This window comes from Klebsiella sp. CN_Kp113 (assembly GCF_040064585.1).
In the GTDB taxonomy this organism is placed as follows: Bacteria; Pseudomonadota; Gammaproteobacteria; order Enterobacterales; family Enterobacteriaceae; genus Klebsiella; species Klebsiella michiganensis.
The window spans coordinates 41,517-60,847 of record NZ_JBEAID010000019.1 but is presented as its reverse complement, the minus strand read 5'-3'; the positions used below and the strand labels follow the sequence as shown (position 1 = coordinate 60,847).

Genomic DNA, 19,331 nt, shown 5'->3' with positions numbered 1-19,331 from the left:
TGAACAGCGGGTCACAGGATTGGGGGGTGAGAAGCCGCAGGTATGCCCGGCGTACAGGTGGCATACCCGGGTAATGCTTATGGCTGAGCTCAGGGTTTATGACAGAAACAGGATGGCGAAGCTGCGCGGCAATGAACGCCTTTAAACAAAGCGTTTAACGCTGTGGCTATAAATCACGCGACCAATGATCTTCAGATACTGTTCATGGCTTTCGCCAATCGTCCAGTCCGCATATTTGCTGTTATCCGAGTGAACGAGCAGCCCATCCGCCGTGAACTGAAGACGTTTCACCAGCACCGCGCCTTTAAAAGAAAAGACATAAATGCCGTCACCTTCAAAGTAGTCTTTCGAGACATCGACAAAAATGTAGTCACCGGTCTCAATGGTGCCGGACATGCTATCGCCGGAGACCGTGATCACCTTGATATGCTCTGCGGGCCGGTTACCAAAAAGCCGCAGCGCGCCGGCAGAGTCATAGGTGATGCTATTCACCGTTTCATCAACCTCACTGGAGACAATGCAGCCCGGCCCTGCGCTGGCCTGGGCATCCAGAACCTCAATGACATATGGCATCTGCGGCGAATCCTCTACCGGTTCTCGCTCGATATCAATATTACCGGTGATACCGTCCATCCATCCACGGGGCAGATTGAACGAAGATTCAATAAGTTCGACCATCTCGTCAGCTATCCTTTTCTTTTGCTTTTTGCCTTCGGGGTAGAGCATCCTTGAGACGTAAGAAGGCTCCCGTCCAAGGGTTCGGGCCACATCAACAGCCTTACCGCCGCATAAATTATCACGGATATAGAGCAAGCGCTGTCGTCTGATTTCGTATTTATCCATCGCAATGATTCTAACGCCATTTACCATCAAGTATCTAAAATATAGCAAAACTCGAATAAATTACCTACAGGTAATTAAGACAGTGTTGTCGGTCAGGAGGCTTTGACTGGCGAAATTCGCCACACTGCTACTTATGGAAAAATGACGCCACTGATTTTGGTGTAGGGTGTCGTTCATACGTAGGCACCTATGTAATACCTTGAATTAATTTATCTGAACTATGGATTTTGTCGCTACTGGAGATCAAAAAATCATGTTCCTCTGGGGTCTATACTTAAACAGTGATTCACAAACCCGGTCACCCTGCCCGTAGCGATGCAGGTAACGCAACCCCGTTACCAGGCAGGTGAGATACGAACTTTCCGCTACCGTGGAATCGCGCCGATAGCGGTTTCGCAGAAGAGCTCAGCGAGTGCTCAGCGTGTATCAATGGGCATAAAAACTTTTTTATCAAAAATTTAGCAATGTGAGTATTGATATGATCACTATCGACGGTAATGGCGCGGTTGCTTCAGTCGCGTTTCGCACCAGTGAAGTTATCGCCATCTACCCGATCACGCCCAGCTCCACGATGGCGGAGCAGGCGGACGCCTGGGCGGGCAACGGGCTGAAAAACGTCTGGGGCGATGTCCCCCGCGTCGTCGAAATGCAGTCGGAAGCCGGGGCAATCGGCGCCGTACACGGCGCGCTGCAAACTGGCGCCCTCTCGACCTCTTTTACTTCATCGCAGGGTTTACTGCTGATGATCCCGACGCTGTACAAACTGGCCGGCCAGCTGATGCCGTTTGTTCTGCACGTCGCCGCCCGCACCGTGGCAACCCACGCGCTCTCCATATTCGGCGATCACTCGGACGTCATGGCCGTGCGTCAGACCGGCTGCGCGATGCTCTGCGCCAGCAGCGTCCAGGAAGCCCAGGATTTTGCGCTGATTTCGCATATCGCCACGCTGCAAAGCCGGGTGCCATTTATTCATTTCTTTGATGGTTTCCGCACCTCGCACGAAATCAACAAAATCGCCCCGCTGGCGGACGATACCCTTCTCAGCCTGCTGCCGCAGGATAAAATCGATGAACATCGCCAGCGCGCCCTGAACCCCGAACATCCGGTAATCCGCGGCACCTCAGCGAATCCGGATACCTACTTCCAGTCACGTGAAGCAACTAACCCGTGGTACGACGCGGTTTACGCGCACGTTGAAACGGCGATGAACGATTTTGCCGCCGCCACCGGGCGTCAGTACAAACCGTTTGAGTTCTACGGCCATCCACAGGCCGAGCGCGTTATCGTGATTATGGGCTCCGCAATCGGCACCTGTGAGGAAGTGGTTGATGAACTGCTGAGCCGCGGTGAAAAAGTCGGTGTACTGAAAGTTCGTCTTTACCGCCCCTTCTCCGCTGCCCACCTGCTGGAAGCGCTGCCGGTAAGCGCCCGCGCCGTAGCGGTGCTTGACCGCACCAAGGAACCGGGCGCCCAGGCTGAGCCGCTGTATCTCGACGTGATGACCGCGCTGGCGGAAGCCTTCAACCGCGGCGAGCGAGAAACCCTGCCGCGTACCATTGGCGGCCGCTATGGTCTCTCTTCAAAAGAGTTCGGGCCGGAGTGCGTCCTGGCGATATTCAACGAACTGAGCGCCGCTAAACCCAAGCCGCGCTTTACCGTCGGCATCTACGATGACGTCACCAATCTTTCGCTGCCGCTGGTAGAAAACACGCTGCCGTCGGAGGCGAAGCTGGAAGCCCTGTTTTACGGGCTCGGCAGCGACGGCAGCGTCTCGGCCACCAAAAACAATATCAAGATTATCGGTAACTCGACGCCCTGGTTCTCGCAGGGCTATTTCGTCTATGATTCGAAAAAGGCCGGCGGCCTGACGGTTTCCCATCTGCGCGTTAGCGAGAAGCCGATTCGTTCTTCCTATCTGATTTCACAGGCGGATTTCGTCGGCTGCCACCAGCTGCAGTTTATCGACAAGTATCAGATGGTTGAACGCCTGAAGCCCGGCGGTATTTTCCTGCTCAACACGCCTTACGGCGCCGAAGAGGTCTGGTCGCGTCTGCCGCAGGAAGTCCAGGCCACGCTGAATCAGAAAAAAGCGCGGTTTTATATCGTTAACGCGGCAAAAATCGCCCGCGAGTGTAGCCTTGGAGCGCGTATCAACACCGTCATGCAGATGGCCTTTTTCCATCTGACGCAGATCCTGCCGGGCGATAGCGCGCTGGCGGAGCTGCAGGGCGCGATTGCTAAAAGCTACAGCAGCAAAGGTCAGGAGCTGGTCGAACGCAACTGGCAGGCGCTGGCCCTGGCCCGCGAGTCGCTGGCGGAAGTGCCGCTGCAGCAGGTCGATGCCAACAGCCCGAACCGCCCGCCGGTCGTCTCCGACGCCGCGCCGGATTTCGTCAAAACCGTGACCGCCGCCATGCTGGCCGGGCTCGGCGATGCGCTTCCGGTCTCCGCCCTGCCGCCGGACGGTACCTGGCCGATGGGCACCACCCGCTGGGAAAAACGCAATATCGCCGAAGAGATCCCTATCTGGAAGGAAGAACTTTGCACCCAGTGTAACCACTGCGTGGCCGCCTGCCCGCACTCGGCAATCCGCGCGAAAGTGGTCTCCCCGGACGCGATGGAAAATGCCCCGGCCAGCCTGCATTCTCTGGACGTTAAATCCCGCGATATGCGCGGCCAGAAGTACGTTCTGCAGGTCGCGCCTGAAGATTGCACCGGCTGTAATCTCTGCGTCGAGGTTTGTCCGGCCAAAGACAGGCAGAACCCGGAAATCAAGGCCATCAATATGATGTCGCGCCTTGAACATGTTGAAGAAGAGAAAGTGAATTATGACTACTTCCTCAATCTGCCGGAAATGGACCGCAGCAAGCTGGAGCGTATCGATATCCGCACCTCGCAGCTGATCAGCCCGCTGTTCGAATACTCCGGCGCCTGCTCCGGCTGCGGCGAAACGCCGTATATCAAGCTGCTGACTCAGCTCTACGGCGACCGGATGCTGATTGCCAACGCCACCGGCTGTTCATCGATTTACGGCGGCAACCTGCCTTCCACGCCCTACACCACCGATGCCAACGGCCGCGGGCCGGCGTGGGCTAACTCGCTGTTCGAGGATAACGCCGAGTTTGGTCTCGGTTTCCGCCTCACCGTCGATCAGCACCGTCAGCGCGTAATGCGTCTGCTGTCGCAGTTCGCCGATAAACTTCCGCCCGCGCTTAACGACGCGCTGCACGCGGAAGCAACGCCTGAAGTACGCCGCGAACAGGTGGCCGAGCTGCGTAAGGTTCTGGCAAATGAAGCCGACGCGAAAGAGCTGCTAACCGACGCCGACGCGCTGGTCGAGAAATCGATCTGGCTAATCGGTGGCGATGGCTGGGCCTACGATATCGGCTTCGGCGGTCTTGACCACGTGCTGAGCCTGACCGAAAACGTCAATATTCTGGTGCTCGATACCCAATGCTATTCCAACACCGGCGGCCAGGCATCAAAAGCCACCCCGCTGGGGGCGGTCACCAAGTTTGGCGAACACGGTAAGCGCAAGGCGCGCAAAGACCTCGGCGTCAGCATGATGATGTACGGCCACGTTTACGTCGCGCAGATTTCCCTTGGCGCGCAGCTGAACCAGACGGTAAAAGCGATTCAGGAAGCGGAAGCGTATCCGGGCCCGTCGCTGATTATTGCCTACAGCCCTTGCGAAGAACACGGTTACGATCTGGCGCTGAGCCACGATCAGATGCGTCAGCTGACCGCGACCGGATTCTGGCCGCTGTATCGCTTTGACCCACGTCGCGCCGATGAAGGTAAACTTCCGCTGGCGCTGGACTCCCGTCCGCCGTCAGACGCGCTGGCAGAAACGCTCCTGAACGAGCAGCGCTTCCGCCGCCTTAACGCGCAGCAGCCGGAAGTCGCGGAACAGCTGTGGAAGGATGCGACGGCGGATTTACAAAAACGCTATGACTTCCTTGCCCAGCTGGCCGGTAAGGTGGAAAAACCGGCAACCGAAAGCTAATTTACTGACGCTTTTTTAGCCACCCATAAAAAAAGCCCGAATATTCATTCGGGCTTGTCATTTTACCGCTCAATAAAAACCATTCTCAGGAACGGAGGGCAACATAAATTCTTAGATGACAATAAAAGGCATATAACGGGCGGATAATACGATATTAAAATCACCGTGTATAATTTTTATTTTGTATGCATTTCTCAAAATCATTCATTATAATTATCACCATTTCAGTTGAATTATTTATTTTAGATTTTACTCATATCGTAACAATTGATATTTACCATATCTTAATTTGCTCATTTAGCATGAGTTCACTTCCCAGGAGGAAGCTAAAACAAAAACCGTTAAAGGATTGTCTAAATGAAAAGAAAAGTACTGGCCCTCGTTATCCCGGCATTGTTAGCTGCTGGCGCTGCTCACTCTGCTGAGATTTATAATAAAGACGGAAATAAACTGGACCTCTATGGCAAGGTAGATGGTCTGCATTATTTCTCCGATGATTCATCTAAAGATGGCGATCAATCCTACGTCCGTCTTGGCTTCAAAGGCGAAACTCAGATTAACGATCAGCTGACCGGCTACGGTCAGTGGGAATATAACGTTCAGGCGAACAACACCGAAGGCGCCGACAACCAGTCCTGGACCCGTCTGGCGTTTGCGGGTCTAAAATTCGCTAACTACGGTTCATTCGACTATGGCCGTAACTACGGCGTACTGTACGACGTAGAAGGCTGGACCGATATGCTGCCAGAGTTCGGCGGCGACTCCTACACCCAGGCCGATAACTTTATGACCGGCCGCGCTAACGGCGTAGCGACCTACCGTAACAATGACTTCTTCGGTCTGGTTAACGGCCTGAACTTCGCCCTGCAGTATCAGGGTAAAAATGAAAACGCAGGCAGCGGCGAAGGCACCAACAACGGCGATCGCAGCGTACGTAACGCCAACGGCGACGGTTTTGGTCTGTCAACTTCTTATGATTTCGGTATGGGTATCAGCGCTGCCGCCGCCTACACCTCTTCTGACCGTACCAACGATCAGATGACCCGAACTACCGCACAGGGCGATAAAGCGGAAGCCTGGACTACCGGCCTGAAATACGATGCCAACAATATTTACCTGGCAACCATGTATTCCGAAACCCGCAACATGACGCCATACGGTAACGGCAACGGCGTCGCCAATAAAACCCAGAACTTTGAAGTAACTGCGCAGTATCAGTTCGACTTTGGTCTGCGTCCGGCGGTCTCTTTCCTGATGTCTAAAGGTAAAGATTTGAGCAAAACCGATGGTGACAAAGATCTGGTTAAATATGCTGACATTGGTGCGACTTATTACTTCAACCGTAATATGTCCACCTACGTTGATTACAAAATCAACCTGCTGGACGAAGACGATAGCTTCTATTCCAACAACGGCATCTCTACCGATGACGTGGTTGCTTTAGGCCTGGTTTACCAGTTCTAATCTGCGGGCCCGCTGGCAACGGCGGGCTTTCTCTTCCCCTCCCGGCCATCGACTGCATTCAAAGCAAAACAATATATCAATTGCTTTAAAATAATCGACCGATGAATGTTATATTGCTACCAGGAACCGCCGTAGCCGTAGAGGACGCCCGCCATGCACCATCATCCCGTGAAATCATCCCGTATCCATTCCATCGCCTACGATGAGTCCTCCGGTATTCTTGAAATTCGTTTTCGCGATAACAAAACCCTACAGTATCTCGGCGTCCCGCCGCGCATTTTCCGCGACTTTCTCCAGGTGGTTTCTAAAGGCCGTTTTTACGACGGCGTGATCAAAGGAAAATTTACTGAACGCCGCCGTGCCTGATGGCGAAAGTGTGATTGCGCTCAATGTACAATAATCAACTGGATGGCCTACACTTTAAGTGGTTACTTAAACAGGAGGTTTTATGAACAGAATGATTCTTGTGCCCATCGATATTTCCGATACAGAATTAACCGATCGCGTTATCAAGCATGTTGAAGCTGAAGCCAGAATCGATGATGCCGAGGTGCATTTCCTGACCGTCATTCCCTCCCTTCCCTATTACGCTTCGCTGGGAATGGCTTACACCGCAGAGCTGCCGGCGATGGATGACCTCAAAGCCGAATCGGAATCGCGGCTGAAAGAGATTGTGAAAAAGTTTACTATTCCCGAAGACCGTGTCCATTTACACGTTTCGGAAGGCTCGCCAAAAGATAAAATCCTTGCTATGGCGAAGTCTCTCCCCGCGGATCTGGTGATTATCTCTTCGCACCGTCCCGATATCACCACCTATCTGCTGGGCTCTAACGCCGCCGCCGTTGTCCGCCATGCGGAATGTTCGGTGCTGGTCGTGCGGTAAACCTACTCTGCCCGCCGCTGTGCGGGCTTTTTTTCCGCAATCTGAGCACTGGGCCGTACCCGCAGCATCGCAGATAGGGGAATCATTTACCTGGTACTATAAAAATTAGTACGTTGTGTCTTTTTCATTTTGCTGTATAAAACCTTTGCCCGAACATGGGTATGTTTTACAACAATTATAGGGATGAAATGAAAAAGTTAATTATGGTAGTTTTCGCCGCAGCCGCTATTTCTGGTTGCGCCCAGCAGAGCTTCTCGGTAAATCCTGGCGTCACCGTTCAACCTCAGCAGGTCACCACTCACCACTTCTTTGTCAGCGGCATTGGCCAGTCGAAGCAAATTGATGCTGCCAAAGTCTGCGGCGGCGCCGACAAAGTAGTCCGTACTGAAGTGCAGCAGACTTTTGTCAACGGCCTGCTGGGTTTTGTCACCCTGGGTATTTATACTCCGCGTGAAGCGCGCGTCTATTGCGCTAAATAATTGCCGGCGGCAGGCATCATCATTGCCTGCCCATTTCCCTTTCGGTTCAATTGCCTTCTCTTTGCCCGGACAAACTCATCTTTTCGCGCCCCTACCTGAAGGTTACCTGATGCATTCGTGAATCGTATCTTTGTTCGTGGCGGATTTTGCGCCACAGGTAGAGCATACGAGGAGATAAATGAAATGCCGGCACACGAGGATAAGCGCCTTGCATTTACCTTCGGTTTTTAGCAATTCCTGGGCGATCCCTTTGTGCTTGCCACAATCCATCCTCTGAAGCATTGGGTGATATGGCCGTGGATAATGGAGTGCCCTCAGAGCGGGAGACACTCCATACTGATTATCGCGCGCTCCGGGATTAGCGAGTTTTGCTTGCTATATCCACGGGCGGTAATGATTTAGAATCGATATTGAAGTCCGGCTGTGATGGTATAGTTTTTATTTGCAATGCCGGCAGCATCTCCTCCAATTGAAGCTGATTCACCGCTATAGGTATCAATAATCTGAGTGCCTCCCTTACCCTCTTCATATTTACTATAGGTGAATTCAGTAAAAACCTTGGCATGAGGCGTGATGTAATACCCGGCATCAACCGATGTACCATAATAACGCGAATTAGTTGATTTCTCGCGAAAGGTCAACTCACGCATATAGTGTTCGTCGTTATCATGAGCTCTGACCCAATCACTGAATTTAAACAAGGCATTAAACTCAAAGTCATTGATACGATATTGACCCGCGAGACCGATATAGGGCATGGAGAATCTCTGGCTGTATCCTATCCCACGCTCACCGGTCGGAAAATTGCCAGTCGTCGCACCGTTATCATAATTGTAAGAACCTCCGGTAGCCGTCCAGCTGAAACGCGTTTCCTGATAACCCGCAATTACGCCCGCTTTATAATTGTCGTCCTGGAAAAGCCAGCCCTGCACGCTGAGATCGTATTCATTGGCATAATTGACATTGGTGCTGGGATGAGATGAATGATCTGTCCAACCGGACTGGTTATCGTTCATCCAGTCATAGTCATCCATATGTCCTGAGCCTGAAGCCAACGACGTCCAGCCGCGGGCGGTCAGCGTCAAAAAGGAGTAGGCATCCCATGAGATATCACCTTTCACAATGGCGACATTCTTTATTTTCCAGTCAAGTTGACTGACCTTTCGCCCCGTATCCGCGTCATAAACTCTCTCCTGTGATTTCCCACTCAGCATCCCTGCAGACGTCGATACAGTAAAACTTTCCGCAGAAAAATTTGGGCTTAGCTGCATTGACTCGGCATAAGCTGATCCTGAAAGAGTCGCTATCATCATTACTGCAACGGTACTTTTTTTCATTTTTATTCCCATAATCAAAGTTAATCCATAAGTTGCAGTGAAAGTTTAAATCTCATAAAAACATCAGGCAACTGTCAATTTTTGTAATTGCCTTATTCATAATCCGAGAAATAAGAATGTGGGCTGGATAAGCGCTTCGTTTTGCAAGGAAAACCCCCATTGAGCAGGCACATATTCAGATTATTATCAGGAAAAAATCTAACTGCTCTGGCGTTGTAGGGAATCAGTCTGCATCAGGTTATTTTTACTCAAACTTTACCGCTGTTATTCACCTGCGCCAAATACCTTCGCTGTGTAATTATCAGGATGCAAATAATTATATCGCGATCCTGGCGGATTATGGCAAAAGCAGGAACAAGGCCCCTGCTTTAAAAAAAAGCGAGGTACCTTGCCAACGCTTTTTGATTATCGCGAACAATAAATTCTCGCACCCTTTTACCAGATACACTCCATCACCGGGCGTGTGACGCTGGCGAGCCTGAAAACGACGTTTGTCTTTCTGCCCGGAGGGGGGATTGAGGCCAAAACTCGCCGCACTATCGTTAGCAGATGGAAAGCCGCCGTAAAACGCGCTGGCATTCGTCGTCGGAATCCGTACCATACGCGACATACTTTTGCCTGCTGGCTGCTGTAAGCCGGTGCTAACCATTGTTAACCAGATGGGGCATGAAAACGCAATAAATGGTGTTCAAAGTCGACAGTACAGGGATGGATGAAATGAACGGCGATCGGCTATCAATGCCTGACGCCGGGCTTGCACCGTGAAGTTAACTTTGCCCCTTACATGCCTTTTCGTTTCAGAGAACGTTTATAATGCTTGATAATCAGCAAGTTACAAAGAAAGAAAAATACAATATCGACAAATTGCAGAAGCGCCTGCGCCGTAACGTCGGCGAGGCGATCGCTGATTTTAATATGATTGAAGAAGGCGACCGCATCATGGTTTGCCTCTCCGGCGGTAAAGACAGCTACACCATGCTGGAGATTTTGCGCAACTTGCAGAAAAGCGCGCCAATTTCCTTCTCCCTGGTGGCGGTCAACCTCGATCAAAAACAGCCGGGCTTCCCCGAACATATCCTGCCGGAATATCTTGAGCAGCTGGGCGTTGAATACAAGATTGTTGAAGAAAATACCTACGGCATTGTTAAAGAAAAAATCCCGGAAGGTAAAACCACCTGCTCGCTCTGCTCACGTCTGCGCCGCGGCATTCTTTACCGCACCGCTTCTGAGCTGGGCGCGACCAAAATCGCCCTCGGCCACCACCGCGACGACATCCTGCAGACTCTGTTTCTGAATATGTTCTACGGCGGGAAGATGAAAGGGATGCCGCCGAAGCTGATGAGCGATGACGGTAAACATATCGTGATTCGCCCGCTGGCCTACTGCCGGGAAAAAGATATTGAGCGTTTCTCCCAGGCGAAAGGTTTTCCGATTATTCCGTGCAACCTGTGCGGCTCGCAGCCCAACCTCCAGCGCCAGGTCATTGCCGACATGCTGCGCGACTGGGACAAACGCTATCCAGGGCGCATCGAAACGATGTTTAGCGCGATGCAGAACGTGGTGCCTTCCCATCTCAGCGACGTCAACCTGTTCGACTTTAAAGGCATTCAGCACGGCTCTGCGGTCGTTGACGGCGGCGATCTGGCGTTCGATCGTGAAGAGATTCCGATGCAGCCGGCCGGCTGGCAGCCGGAAGAAGATGACGCGCAGCTGGATGAGCTGCGCCTGAACGTTGTGGAAGTAAAATAACGTCTTTGCGTCTCAGGTACGCGCCTGAGACGCCTTTTCCGCGCTTATTTCAGCAAACGAACCCGGCAGGCTTTACCTTTAATTTTCCCGTTTTGTAGCTGCTTAAACGCTTTATGCGCGACGCCCTGACGCACGGCAACGTAGACATGCGCCGGATGAACGGCGATCTTACCGATATCTGCGCCCTCAAGACCGATATCACCGGTCAACGCCCCCAGCACATCGCCCGCGCGCATCTTCGCTTTTTTGCCGCCATCAATGCATAGCGTGGCCATCTCTGCCTGCAGTGGCACAACGCTGCTATTCGTCGGCCCACTCATCCAGTTGAGCTTCATTTGCAGCATTTCGGCAAGGATATTTGCACGCTGCGCCTCTTCCGGCGCACAGAGGCTAATCGCCAGGCCGCTTTCACCGGCGCGGGCGGTACGACCAATACGGTGTACGTGAACCTCCGGATCCCAGGCCAGTTCATAGTTCACCACCAGCTCAAGCGACTTGATATCTAACCCGCGCGCAGCAACATCGGTCGCCACCAGCACGCGCGCGCTCCCGTTAGCAAAGCGCACCAGCGTCTGGTCGCGATCGCGCTGTTCAAGGTCGCCATGCAGCGACAGCGCGCTTTGCCCGGCGGCGTTTAGCGAGTCGCAGACGGCCTGACAATCTTTTTTGGTGTTGCAGAACACCACGCAGGAGGCGGGCTGATGCTGGCTCAACAGCTTTTGCAGCAGCGCGATTTTGCCGTGTTGCGAGGTTTCAAAAAACTGCTGCTCGATAGCCGGCAGTGCATCAACGGCGTCAATTTCAATAGTCTGCGGGTTGTTTTGTACGCGGCCGCTGATTGCCGCTATCGCTTCCGGCCATGTAGCGGAAAACAGCAGCGTCTGGCGCGAAGCCGGCGCAAAGCGGATCACTTCATCAATGGCATCGCTAAAGCCCATATCCAGCATGCGGTCCGCTTCGTCCATCACCAGCGTTTGTAGGGCATCTAACGATACGGTGCCCTTTTGCAGGTGATCGAGCAACCGCCCCGGCGTAGCAACGATAATATGCGGCGCATGCTGTAGCGAATCGCGCTGGGCGCCAAAGGGCTGGCCGCCGCAGAGGGTTAAAATTTTGATATTCGCCATGAAGCGCGCCAGCCGACGCAGCTCGCCGGCGACCTGATCCGCCAGCTCGCGGGTCGGGCACAGCACCAGCGACTGCGTCTGGAACAGCGAGGCGTCAACGTGCTGAAGTAGCCCGAGGCCGAATGCCGCCGTTTTACCGCTGCCGGTTTTTGCCTGCACGCGGACATCTTTACCCGCAAGAATCGCCGGCAAAGCCGCGGCCTGAACCGGGGTCATCGAAAGATACCCCAGTTCATTCAGGTTAGTTAGCTGGGCGGCGGGCAATACATTCAGAGTTGAAAAAGCGGTCACAATTATTTCTCGCATTACATTTAGGGGCGGACAATCTGCTGGCGCGTATCGTCGCAGATCTCCGCTCCCGATGCGACAATTTAATCGGCTCATCGTCAGGCGGCGGGTCGGGTAACGGGCGCGGGCGAGGTTTGGGATCGTGGACCGGTACCGGATCGTTGGGTTCCGGCGGAATGGGAATTGAGTTCAGCTGTTTATTACGCATATTGACTCCCGGTTGTGGGCGGGTACACCCGTTAAGCGTAGAAGCTGAGAAACAGAGCGCAAAAAAAAAGCCGACTCATTAAAGTCGGCGTCGTACGAATCAATTGTGCTATGCAGTAATTCAAAAAAGGAAGTAAGACAATATGGAGCGCAACGCCCATCGCTTGACGTTGCATTCACCTGCGAGAGAGATATTGCCCTGAATGGGTAGATGGTTTATTGATTTCGCTCAAACATTGCCGGGTTTTCACCATCATCATCGCGACAAAAGACGATTCTTTACAGCCATTTACTACGATGCAACCACCATGTAACACCCCCAATGAGAACGACTAACATTAGGCAGAAAATGGCAAAACCCATATGCCAGCTATTGCCGGGAATGCCGCCGAGGTTGACGCCAAAGAGACCGGTTAAAAAGGTACTGGGCAGAAAAACCATGGCCATCAACGACATCGTATAGGTTCTTCGCGATAGCGACTCCTGCATAATCTGCGCGATCTCATCGCTCATAATCGCCGTGCGGGCGATGCAGCTATCAATCTCATCCAGACCTCGCCCCAGACGTTCGGCAATGTCCTGCATCCGGCGCCGGTGATCGTCCGTCATCCACGGCAGACGCTCGCTGGCTAATCTGGCATACACATCGCGCTGCGGCGCCATATAGCGGCGCATGACGATAAGCTGTTTACGCAACAGCGCCAGGAAACCGCGCGGCGGAACCTGCTGATCCAATAAATCATCTTCCAGATCGATAATCCGGTCGTGAAGCTGCTCGATAAACTCGCTGGCGTGATCGGTCAGCGCATCGCAGACCTCCACCAGCCAGCCGCCACCGTCAACCGGACCGTTGCCCTCGCGCAAATCGCCGAGTACATCGTCCAGCGCCAGGACTTTGCGCTGCCGGGTGGAGACAATCAAGCGCTCATCCATATAAAGACGCATCGCGACCAGCTGGTCCGGGCGCTCATCGGTACTGCCATTGATGCAGCGCAGCGTGATTAACGCCCCATCGCCAATCCTCGTCACTCGCGGACGAGTGCTCTCCCCGGCCAACGCGTCACGCACGTTATTGGGCAGCAGCGGCGTCGATGCCAGCCATTCCGCGCTATCCACATGGGTATAGTTGAGATGCAGCCAACAAGGATGCTCTTTATCAATGGTGTCACTGTCGACCAACGGCTTTACGCCGCCCTGCCCGTCGAACACCCATGCAAAAACGGCATCCGGCACGTTCAGTTCCGATCCCTTAATGGCGTCCACAGGACCTCCGTTAACTCATGCACATTTCCGTAGTCTAGCCTTACGCGACGGTTACGCAAGAGCTAATCAGGGCATGCTGCTGAATTCACTGGCGAAAAGCGGGAGGGCTGAAAAAAAGAACCCGCCGGCGGCGGGTTGCTGATGAACTTTGCAATACGGTGTCTAGCCTGCATTATCACCTGCCGCCAGACGCTGGGCTGACGGGAAGGCAGGCTAGCAGGAGCCGTTCATTTTTTCTCTTCTGCGTATTGACGAGCGTTGTCATGCAAATTAGTACACATTGCTTTTTCCTCCATTTTAGTAAGCAAAATAAGAATAGAGCGATCTTGCCGGTTTGCAAGGTTAAGAATTATCTTTCGCAACCCGGCGTGCGTTATCCAGATGACGCAGCAATAGTACGAGGTCTAAATCATTGCGTAGATCGAATTTAGACATAATAAGACGCTTGTGGGCAAAAACCGTTTTATTGCAAAGCGATAGCTTTCTGGCAATCGTGTTCACCGTTAACCCCTGATAAATTGCCGCCGCGATGATTCTCTGCTGCGGGGAAAGCGTCCTCTGCGGGCAACTATCGCACCGGAGCGCCAGCTTTTCTTTTGCTGACGGAGGCGTCAGAACCCATGAAAGTTTAATTTTCGCAATAACCTGAGAGAGCTTCTCATCGCGCCCAACAAAAACTATCTCCTTCAAGCAGAGCGGCAAAGCGCCTCTCCCTCGATGATTTAGCCTGGCAACCACGCCGATCAGCAATCCCGGTTTACGATTTAACAACTCTGGATGACATACGAACTCTTCTCCGCGACATAAATCCAGTACGACGACGTCTGCATCACGCACGAGCTCTTCGTTAAGCGATGCGGTGACCTGTGTAGAGAACGAGTATTCCGGGAAGAGCGCTTGCAATAAAAAATGAAATCCCAAATTAAAGAACTGGTTATTATTTTTAATAACAATATTCAACATCGATTTAGCCTGCTGACGAAAGTAAATCAAGTATTATCCAGATAGCTAACGATACGCACAGTACAGCTATCGTCGTTTTAAAAAACACGATATAAATAAACATTATTTTTTGACCTGAGAACGGGCACTCAACGAACTTTAAGTAAAATAGCTATCTGGCGTGACGGGCATTCCCCTCACCAATTAACTTCGAGGTGCCCATCCGGGATTAATATTTTCAGCATTCAACCCAAACGGAAATAGTGAGAAAACGTCATGCCATCCATATGAATTATATTTCTGCCAACCGGACCGTCGCCAGCAAGTCCAGCTCACGACGAAGCGCTAGCAAAAACCAGCGCTATCGCTGCTGATAGTGAATTTTGATATAAACACGCTCATTAACTCAAGTTATTTCTCGGTATCATTTTAGACTATTCATCGCTTGTCTTTTTCTGCAATCCCGACTTATCGCCTCGACGTCAGGTGGATTCAAACGGTGACTTCAGCCCTTGATCAAGCCATCCCGTATAAAAGTCTTTATTAACTCATCCCCGCGGCCGCGCGTTGTGAAGATTTCTTTTTCCGCAAAATGCTGTATTATGCAAGTTATTGCAGCATTTTGCGGGTTCAAACGATGCATAAAACGGCCAGGCAAAAATATCTTATTGATATTCTCAGTGAAAAAGGCCAGATCACGATCAGTGAGCTGGTAGACAGACTGCAGGTTTCTGCAGATACGCTGCGCCGCGATCTTAGCGACCTCGAAAAACAGGGGCTCGCCCAGAAAAACCACGGCGGCGCTATCGCGCTCAATCTCTCCGCCATGAATCGGCAGAACAGGAACACCCTGCTACCGGATACCAAGAAGCGCTTAGGTAAAATGGTGGCGGAGAAGATCCCCGGCGGATCCACGCTGTTTCTTGACGCCGGGAGCACCGTGCTGGCCGTCGCCACCCAGATACAGGGGCCAATGACGGTCATCACCCCCTCTTTAGATATTGCCCAGCACTTCAGCACCCGTGCGGATATTCAGCTTATTTTGCTGGGGGGGAAATGGGATATGCAGCAGCGCCTGTTTGCCGGTAGCGCTACGGTTTCGCTGCTGGAACGCTATCGGGCGGATATCGCTGTTCTCGGCACCTGCGCGCTCCACGCCGACCTCGGCCTCAGCGCCAGTCAGGAGGCGGATGCTGAAGTCAAGCGCGCCATGCTGGCGGCCAGCGCGGAACATTGGCTGGTTGCCGATCATATGAAACTGAATCACTGCGAGCCCTGGCTGGTTGCCGGACTCGCCGACATCCATCAGCTTTTCCTCGATCGCCCCTGGGACGAACTGAAGGATAACGACTCAATACAGCTCCATATCGCTGATGCTTAATAACGCGGAGATGCTTATGACTACCGGTAAGAACATTAATATTGCCCTGATTGGCTACGGCTTCGTCGGCAAAACTTTTCACGCCCCGCTGATCCAGTCCGTCGACGGCCTGAATCTGGCGATTGTCGCCTCGCGTGATGAAGAGAAAGTGAAACGTGACCTGCCAGACGTCACCGTCATCGCATCGCCTGAAGAGGCCATCCAGCATCCGGATGTCGATCTGGTGGTTATCGCCTCCCCTAACGCAACCCATGCTCCGCTTGCCCGTCTGGCTTTACACGCCGGCAAGCACGTTGTCGTCGACAAACCCTTTACCCTCGATATGCAGGAGGCTCGCGAACTGATTGCCCTCGCGGAAGAGAAACAGCGGGTGCTGTCGGTATTCCATAACCGCCGCTGGGACAGCGATTATCTGGGCGTGAAGCAGGTTATCGAACAGGAGCTCATCGGCAAAGTTAAACATTTTGAATCCCATTTCGACCGATTCCGCCCGGAAGTGCGCGTCCGCTGGCGGGAGCAGAACGTACCGGGCAGCGGTCTGTGGTTTGATTTAGGTCCACATCTGATCGACCAGACGCTGCAGCTGTTCGGCCTGCCGCAGTCGGTGCAGGGGAATATCGCCACCCTGCGTGAAGGCGCGGAAATCAACGACTGGGCGCACGTGGTGCTGAACTATCCGCAGCACAAAGTGGTTCTGCACTGCAGCATGCTGGTCGCGGGCGGCGTATCCCGCTTTACCGTCCATGGTGATAAAGGTAGCGTCGTCAAACAACGCGCTGACCAGCAGGAGAGCCAGCTGCTGGCGGGCGTGGTCCCGGGCAGCGAAAGCTGGGGCGAAGACGACGATAGCCTGGTGGTGTTTGATGCCAACCTGCGCGCCAGTGAAATCAGCGCGCCACGAGGCGATCAGCGCCAGTACTATATTCACGTCCGCGATGCGCTGACCGGCAAAATCAGCAACCCGGTATCGCCCTTAGAAGCGCTCGCCGTCATGGCGGTACTGGAAGCCGCAGCGCAGTCTGCCGAAAGCGGGACAACGCAAACTTTAGCGCTGACCGCCGATGAACTGGCGGGCCTGAAATAAGCGCTGCGCGATATGTTTGACGGTTTGTCGTCCGGAGCGCCGCTCCGGATAACCACTCCCTTTCATACCAGCCTACAATTTCACCCGCAGCAAATCGCTGAATCGGGTGGTGTAGGCTGGCGACAGCATATGCCGTTTCATCTCCCAGCTGCGCTCGATTCCCTGCCCGGCAAACCAGAGCTGGCCTTTTTCACGTCGGTTCACTAAATCAAGCACCGTCATCAGCTGTTCGCTATTCGCTCGCGGCTGATAGTCGTCAAACAGGCCTAACTGCGCCACTCCCTGGCTAAAGAAATCGCCCAGCATCACGCCACACTTTTGATATCGGCATCCCTCCCGCCAGATAGTATCCAGGCATTTTAGCGCCGCAGCGACGATATCCCGGCTATCCTGCGTCGGGATGTGGATTTTCGTGCCGGCGTCTTTGCTGTAATAGACTTCATGACCCGCAAACGGACTGGTCTTCACAAAGACCGAAACATAGCGGCAGTACTGGTGCTCCGCGCGCAGCTTCTCGGCGGCGCGGACCGCATGGCTGCAGACGGCTTCGCGCATCGCCCCGTATTCAATCACCTTCTGACTAAAGGAACGCGAGCAGATAATTTGCTGTTTAGTCGGCATATACTCTTCCAGTTCAAGACACGGCTCGCCTCTCAGCTCCCGCACGGTGCGCTCCATTACAACGCTGAAATGTTTTCTGATCAGCGGAGCGGGCGTCTCGGCCAGCTGAAGAGCCGTCGTAATCCCCATATCATTGAGCTTTTTCGCAATGCGTCGCCCCACTCCCCAGATTTCACCGACGGCAACCTTCTCCAGCAGTTTTCTCTGCCTGGCCGGCAATGAGAGATCGACAACGCCCTCGAATTTTGGCCACCTTTTGGCCGCATAATTCGCCAGCTTGGCCAGGGTTTTCGTCGGCCCGATCCCGACCCCTACCGTCAAGCCGGTACTCTGGAGTAATGTACTACGCACGTGGCGACCAAACGCCTCAAGCTCCTCAGAACGATGGATCCCGGTCAAATTTACGAACGCTTCATCAATGGAATATTGATACACCGCGGGCGCCAGTTCTTCGAGAATCGTCATGACGCGATGGGACATATCGCCATAAAGGGCATAGTTGCTGCTAAACACCGCTACCTGATGACGTTCAAACTGTGATTTCACTTTGAAATACGGCGCGCCCATTGGAATTTCCAGCAGTTTCGCCTCGTGGTTTCTGGCGATGACGCAGCCATCGTTATTGCTTAACACCACCACCGGATGCCCGCGTAAGTCAGGGCGAAAGGCTATTTCACAGCTGGCGTAAAATGAATTCACATCGACCAGGGCAAACATCAGCGGAGCCTGTTGATGCTGAAAGTGACAACGCCAAAAATCTCCAGCGCTTCACCGTCGTTGCGCAGCACAATTGGCGGAAAATCCGGGTTCATCGGCAAGAGCTGCATGATGGGGTGCGTACAAAGACGCTTAACCGTGTATTCACCGTCGACTGAGGCAATGATGATATCCCCATGTTTCGCTTTCAGGCCGCGATCCACCACCAGCAGCGTACCTTCATAAATGCCGGCATCCACCATTGAGGTGCCTGTCGCCATAACAAAATAGGTTGCCGCGGGATGGCTGATACAAAGCTCATTGAGATCGATCCCCTTCTCAATATAATCCTGCGCAGGGCTGGGAAAACCGCATGGGACAAGGTCGCTAAACAGCGGAATCGACACAATCTGACGCAACTCAACCGGTTCATAGAACAACATAATAGATTCACCCGTTATAATACTGTGTTTTTATACAGTATCGATAGTTCATCTGAGTTTTTCAAGTCGCCTGTCGGAGATTGGCGTGAAGCCGTTGAAGTTGCGCTGAATTTTGCGTAAGGCGTTGCATAGCACGGGGCTGGAGAATGCCTCTCCCTACGTATTCCAGATGGTTTTGTACGGCATGCTGGAAATTTCCGCAAATTGGGAGGAGGATAGAATCCGTTGATGCGTGCTTTGCTCATCGCTTGTTGTTGTCCACCCGACATACTGAACCGGAGATTCATATGTATTACACGTTAGGAGACAAAACTCTCCACTTTTATCGTTATCAGTGCCGTTTTTATGTCGCTCATTGGGACGGAGGTCATGTGATGATGGAGAAGTTCAAGCCGTTTATTGCCTCAATCACCGAGAAAACGGGCATTGAGGCAAAGAACGTTGAGGCGGCGGCGCGGGACTACTTCAATAACGTCGACTGAGATTGAACCCCGGACCATCGCTATCGGCTTATCCAT

The 19,331-nt window shown here is 52.9% G+C and carries 17 protein-coding genes and 1 pseudogene; 9 read left to right on the top strand and 9 right to left on the bottom strand.

Translation table 11 applies throughout. From position 1 onward, the window contains the following. Positions 1-141: 141 nt before the first annotated feature. Complete coding sequence (locus ABLV30_RS11900; protein WP_046877232.1) at positions 142-843, bottom strand: S24 family peptidase; 702 nt, start codon at positions 841-843, stop codon at positions 142-144. Between the two features lie 478 nt (positions 844-1,321). Between ABLV30_RS11900 and nifJ the strand changes: the two genes are divergently transcribed. The 5 genes from nifJ (at position 1,322) to ABLV30_RS11875 (ending at position 7,675) form a co-directional block, all read left to right on the top strand. Further along, complete coding sequence (gene nifJ, locus ABLV30_RS11895) at positions 1,322-4,849, top strand: pyruvate:ferredoxin (flavodoxin) oxidoreductase (RefSeq protein WP_038424419.1); 3,528 nt, start codon at positions 1,322-1,324, stop codon at positions 4,847-4,849. Between the two features lie 357 nt (positions 4,850-5,206). After that, positions 5,207-6,313, top strand: a complete 1,107-nt coding sequence (ompC, locus tag ABLV30_RS11890) for a porin OmpC (RefSeq protein WP_009652979.1) — start codon at positions 5,207-5,209, stop codon at positions 6,311-6,313. Positions 6,314-6,466: 153 nt separating this feature from the next. Beyond that, positions 6,467-6,679 carry a KTSC domain-containing protein gene (locus tag ABLV30_RS11885; RefSeq protein ID WP_004850325.1) on the top strand — a complete coding sequence of 71 codons (213 nt, stop codon included), beginning with the start codon at positions 6,467-6,469 and terminating at the stop codon, positions 6,677-6,679. Positions 6,680-6,761: 82 nt separating this feature from the next. Continuing rightward, positions 6,762-7,196: a universal stress protein UspF gene (gene uspF / locus ABLV30_RS11880; protein ID WP_004101601.1), complete on the top strand. Its 435-nt coding sequence runs from the start codon at positions 6,762-6,764 to the stop codon at positions 7,194-7,196. Positions 7,197-7,384: 188 nt separating this feature from the next. Beyond that, positions 7,385-7,675 (top strand): Bor family protein, encoded by a 291-nt coding sequence (locus tag ABLV30_RS11875; RefSeq protein ID WP_014229121.1) that lies wholly within the window; start codon positions 7,385-7,387, stop codon positions 7,673-7,675. Positions 7,676-8,073: 398 nt separating this feature from the next. Here the strand turns inward: ABLV30_RS11875 and ABLV30_RS11870 are convergent, their stop codons facing one another. Both ABLV30_RS11870 and ABLV30_RS11865 read right to left on the bottom strand, forming a co-directional pair. Then, on the bottom strand, positions 8,074-9,012 hold the full coding sequence (locus ABLV30_RS11870; protein ID WP_025107976.1) for an omptin family outer membrane protease: 939 nt from the start codon (positions 9,010-9,012) through the stop codon (positions 8,074-8,076). A gap of 337 nt (positions 9,013-9,349) precedes the next feature. Next, positions 9,350-9,622, bottom strand: a complete 273-nt coding sequence (locus ABLV30_RS11865) for a hypothetical protein (RefSeq protein WP_032749348.1) — start codon at positions 9,620-9,622, stop codon at positions 9,350-9,352. A 203-nt stretch (positions 9,623-9,825) separates the two neighbouring features. On the opposite strand from ABLV30_RS11865, the gene ttcA reads away from it, so the two are divergent. Next, positions 9,826-10,761: a tRNA 2-thiocytidine(32) synthetase TtcA gene (gene ttcA, locus ABLV30_RS11860; protein ID WP_004850317.1), complete on the top strand. Its 936-nt coding sequence runs from the start codon at positions 9,826-9,828 to the stop codon at positions 10,759-10,761. A gap of 44 nt (positions 10,762-10,805) precedes the next feature. Here ttcA and dbpA read toward each other — a convergent pair whose 3' ends face one another. From dbpA to ABLV30_RS11840, 4 genes and pseudogenes are all read right to left on the bottom strand, one after another. Further along, the gene (gene dbpA, locus ABLV30_RS11855; protein WP_014229118.1) at positions 10,806-12,179 is read right to left on the bottom strand and encodes an ATP-dependent RNA helicase DbpA; all 1,374 of its coding nucleotides are present in this window, start codon (positions 12,177-12,179) and stop codon (positions 10,806-10,808) included. A 40-nt stretch (positions 12,180-12,219) separates the two neighbouring features. Further along, a pseudogene (locus ABLV30_RS11850) lies at positions 12,220-12,384 on the bottom strand (hypothetical protein); the annotation flags it as partial. 278 nt (positions 12,385-12,662) lie between these two features. Further along, entirely contained in the window at positions 12,663-13,646 is a 984-nt protein-coding gene (gene zntB, locus ABLV30_RS11845; protein WP_004850311.1) for a zinc transporter ZntB, read from the bottom strand. Positions 13,647-13,988: 342 nt separating this feature from the next. Next, positions 13,989-14,609 carry a LuxR C-terminal-related transcriptional regulator gene (locus tag ABLV30_RS11840; protein WP_025107979.1) on the bottom strand — a complete coding sequence of 207 codons (621 nt, stop codon included), beginning with the start codon at positions 14,607-14,609 and terminating at the stop codon, positions 13,989-13,991. Positions 14,610-15,225: 616 nt separating this feature from the next. Here ABLV30_RS11840 and ABLV30_RS11835 point away from each other — a divergent pair. Both ABLV30_RS11835 and ABLV30_RS11830 read left to right on the top strand, forming a co-directional pair. Beyond that, positions 15,226-15,969: a DeoR/GlpR family DNA-binding transcription regulator gene (locus ABLV30_RS11835; RefSeq protein WP_014229116.1), complete on the top strand. Its 744-nt coding sequence runs from the start codon at positions 15,226-15,228 to the stop codon at positions 15,967-15,969. Continuing rightward, entirely contained in the window at positions 15,962-17,053 is a 1,092-nt protein-coding gene (locus tag ABLV30_RS11830; protein ID WP_265799740.1) for an oxidoreductase, read from the top strand. The genes ABLV30_RS11835 and ABLV30_RS11830 overlap by 8 nt, the downstream gene beginning before the upstream one ends. A gap of 72 nt (positions 17,054-17,125) precedes the next feature. On the opposite strand, the gene umuC is transcribed toward ABLV30_RS11830, so the two are convergent. Both umuC and umuD read right to left on the bottom strand, forming a co-directional pair. Then, positions 17,126-18,391 (bottom strand): translesion error-prone DNA polymerase V subunit UmuC, encoded by a 1,266-nt coding sequence (gene umuC, locus ABLV30_RS11825; protein ID WP_025107982.1) that lies wholly within the window; start codon positions 18,389-18,391, stop codon positions 17,126-17,128. Then, positions 18,391-18,813 (bottom strand): translesion error-prone DNA polymerase V autoproteolytic subunit, encoded by a 423-nt coding sequence (umuD, locus tag ABLV30_RS11820; protein ID WP_025107983.1) that lies wholly within the window; start codon positions 18,811-18,813, stop codon positions 18,391-18,393. Before umuD ends, umuC begins: the two co-directional genes overlap by 1 nt. A 287-nt stretch (positions 18,814-19,100) precedes the next feature. Here umuD and ABLV30_RS11815 point away from each other — a divergent pair, with 287 nt between their 5' ends. Beyond that, on the top strand, positions 19,101-19,295 hold the full coding sequence (locus ABLV30_RS11815; protein ID WP_080528763.1) for a hypothetical protein: 195 nt from the start codon (positions 19,101-19,103) through the stop codon (positions 19,293-19,295). Positions 19,296-19,331: the final 36 nt, after the last annotated feature.

What these genes read in the sequence shown, in the direction of transcription:
- ttcA (WP_004850317.1), top strand. Translation starts at nt 9,826, where the DNA reads ATGCTTGATAATCAGCAAGTTACAAAGAAAGAAAAATACAATATCGAC.
- ABLV30_RS11865 (WP_032749348.1), bottom strand. Translation starts at nt 9,622, where the DNA reads ATGTCGCGTATGGTACGGATTCCGACGACGAATGCCAGCGCGTTTTAC.
- umuD (WP_025107983.1), bottom strand. Translation starts at nt 18,813, where the DNA reads ATGTTGTTCTATGAACCGGTTGAGTTGCGTCAGATTGTGTCGATTCCG.
- ABLV30_RS11885 (WP_004850325.1), top strand. Translation starts at nt 6,467, where the DNA reads ATGCACCATCATCCCGTGAAATCATCCCGTATCCATTCCATCGCCTAC.
- ABLV30_RS11815 (WP_080528763.1), top strand. Translation starts at nt 19,101, where the DNA reads ATGTATTACACGTTAGGAGACAAAACTCTCCACTTTTATCGTTATCAG.
- umuC (WP_025107982.1), bottom strand. Translation starts at nt 18,391, where the DNA reads ATGTTTGCCCTGGTCGATGTGAATTCATTTTACGCCAGCTGTGAAATA.
- ABLV30_RS11830 (WP_265799740.1), top strand. Translation starts at nt 15,962, where the DNA reads ATGCTTAATAACGCGGAGATGCTTATGACTACCGGTAAGAACATTAAT.
- ompC (WP_009652979.1), top strand. Translation starts at nt 5,207, where the DNA reads ATGAAAAGAAAAGTACTGGCCCTCGTTATCCCGGCATTGTTAGCTGCT.
- ABLV30_RS11870 (WP_025107976.1), bottom strand. Translation starts at nt 9,012, where the DNA reads ATGAAAAAAAGTACCGTTGCAGTAATGATGATAGCGACTCTTTCAGGA.
- uspF (WP_004101601.1), top strand. Translation starts at nt 6,762, where the DNA reads ATGAACAGAATGATTCTTGTGCCCATCGATATTTCCGATACAGAATTA.
- nifJ (WP_038424419.1), top strand. Translation starts at nt 1,322, where the DNA reads ATGATCACTATCGACGGTAATGGCGCGGTTGCTTCAGTCGCGTTTCGC.
- ABLV30_RS11875 (WP_014229121.1), top strand. Translation starts at nt 7,385, where the DNA reads ATGAAAAAGTTAATTATGGTAGTTTTCGCCGCAGCCGCTATTTCTGGT.
- ABLV30_RS11840 (WP_025107979.1), bottom strand. Translation starts at nt 14,609, where the DNA reads ATGTTGAATATTGTTATTAAAAATAATAACCAGTTCTTTAATTTGGGA.
- ABLV30_RS11900 (WP_046877232.1), bottom strand. Translation starts at nt 843, where the DNA reads ATGGATAAATACGAAATCAGACGACAGCGCTTGCTCTATATCCGTGAT.
- ABLV30_RS11835 (WP_014229116.1), top strand. Translation starts at nt 15,226, where the DNA reads ATGCATAAAACGGCCAGGCAAAAATATCTTATTGATATTCTCAGTGAA.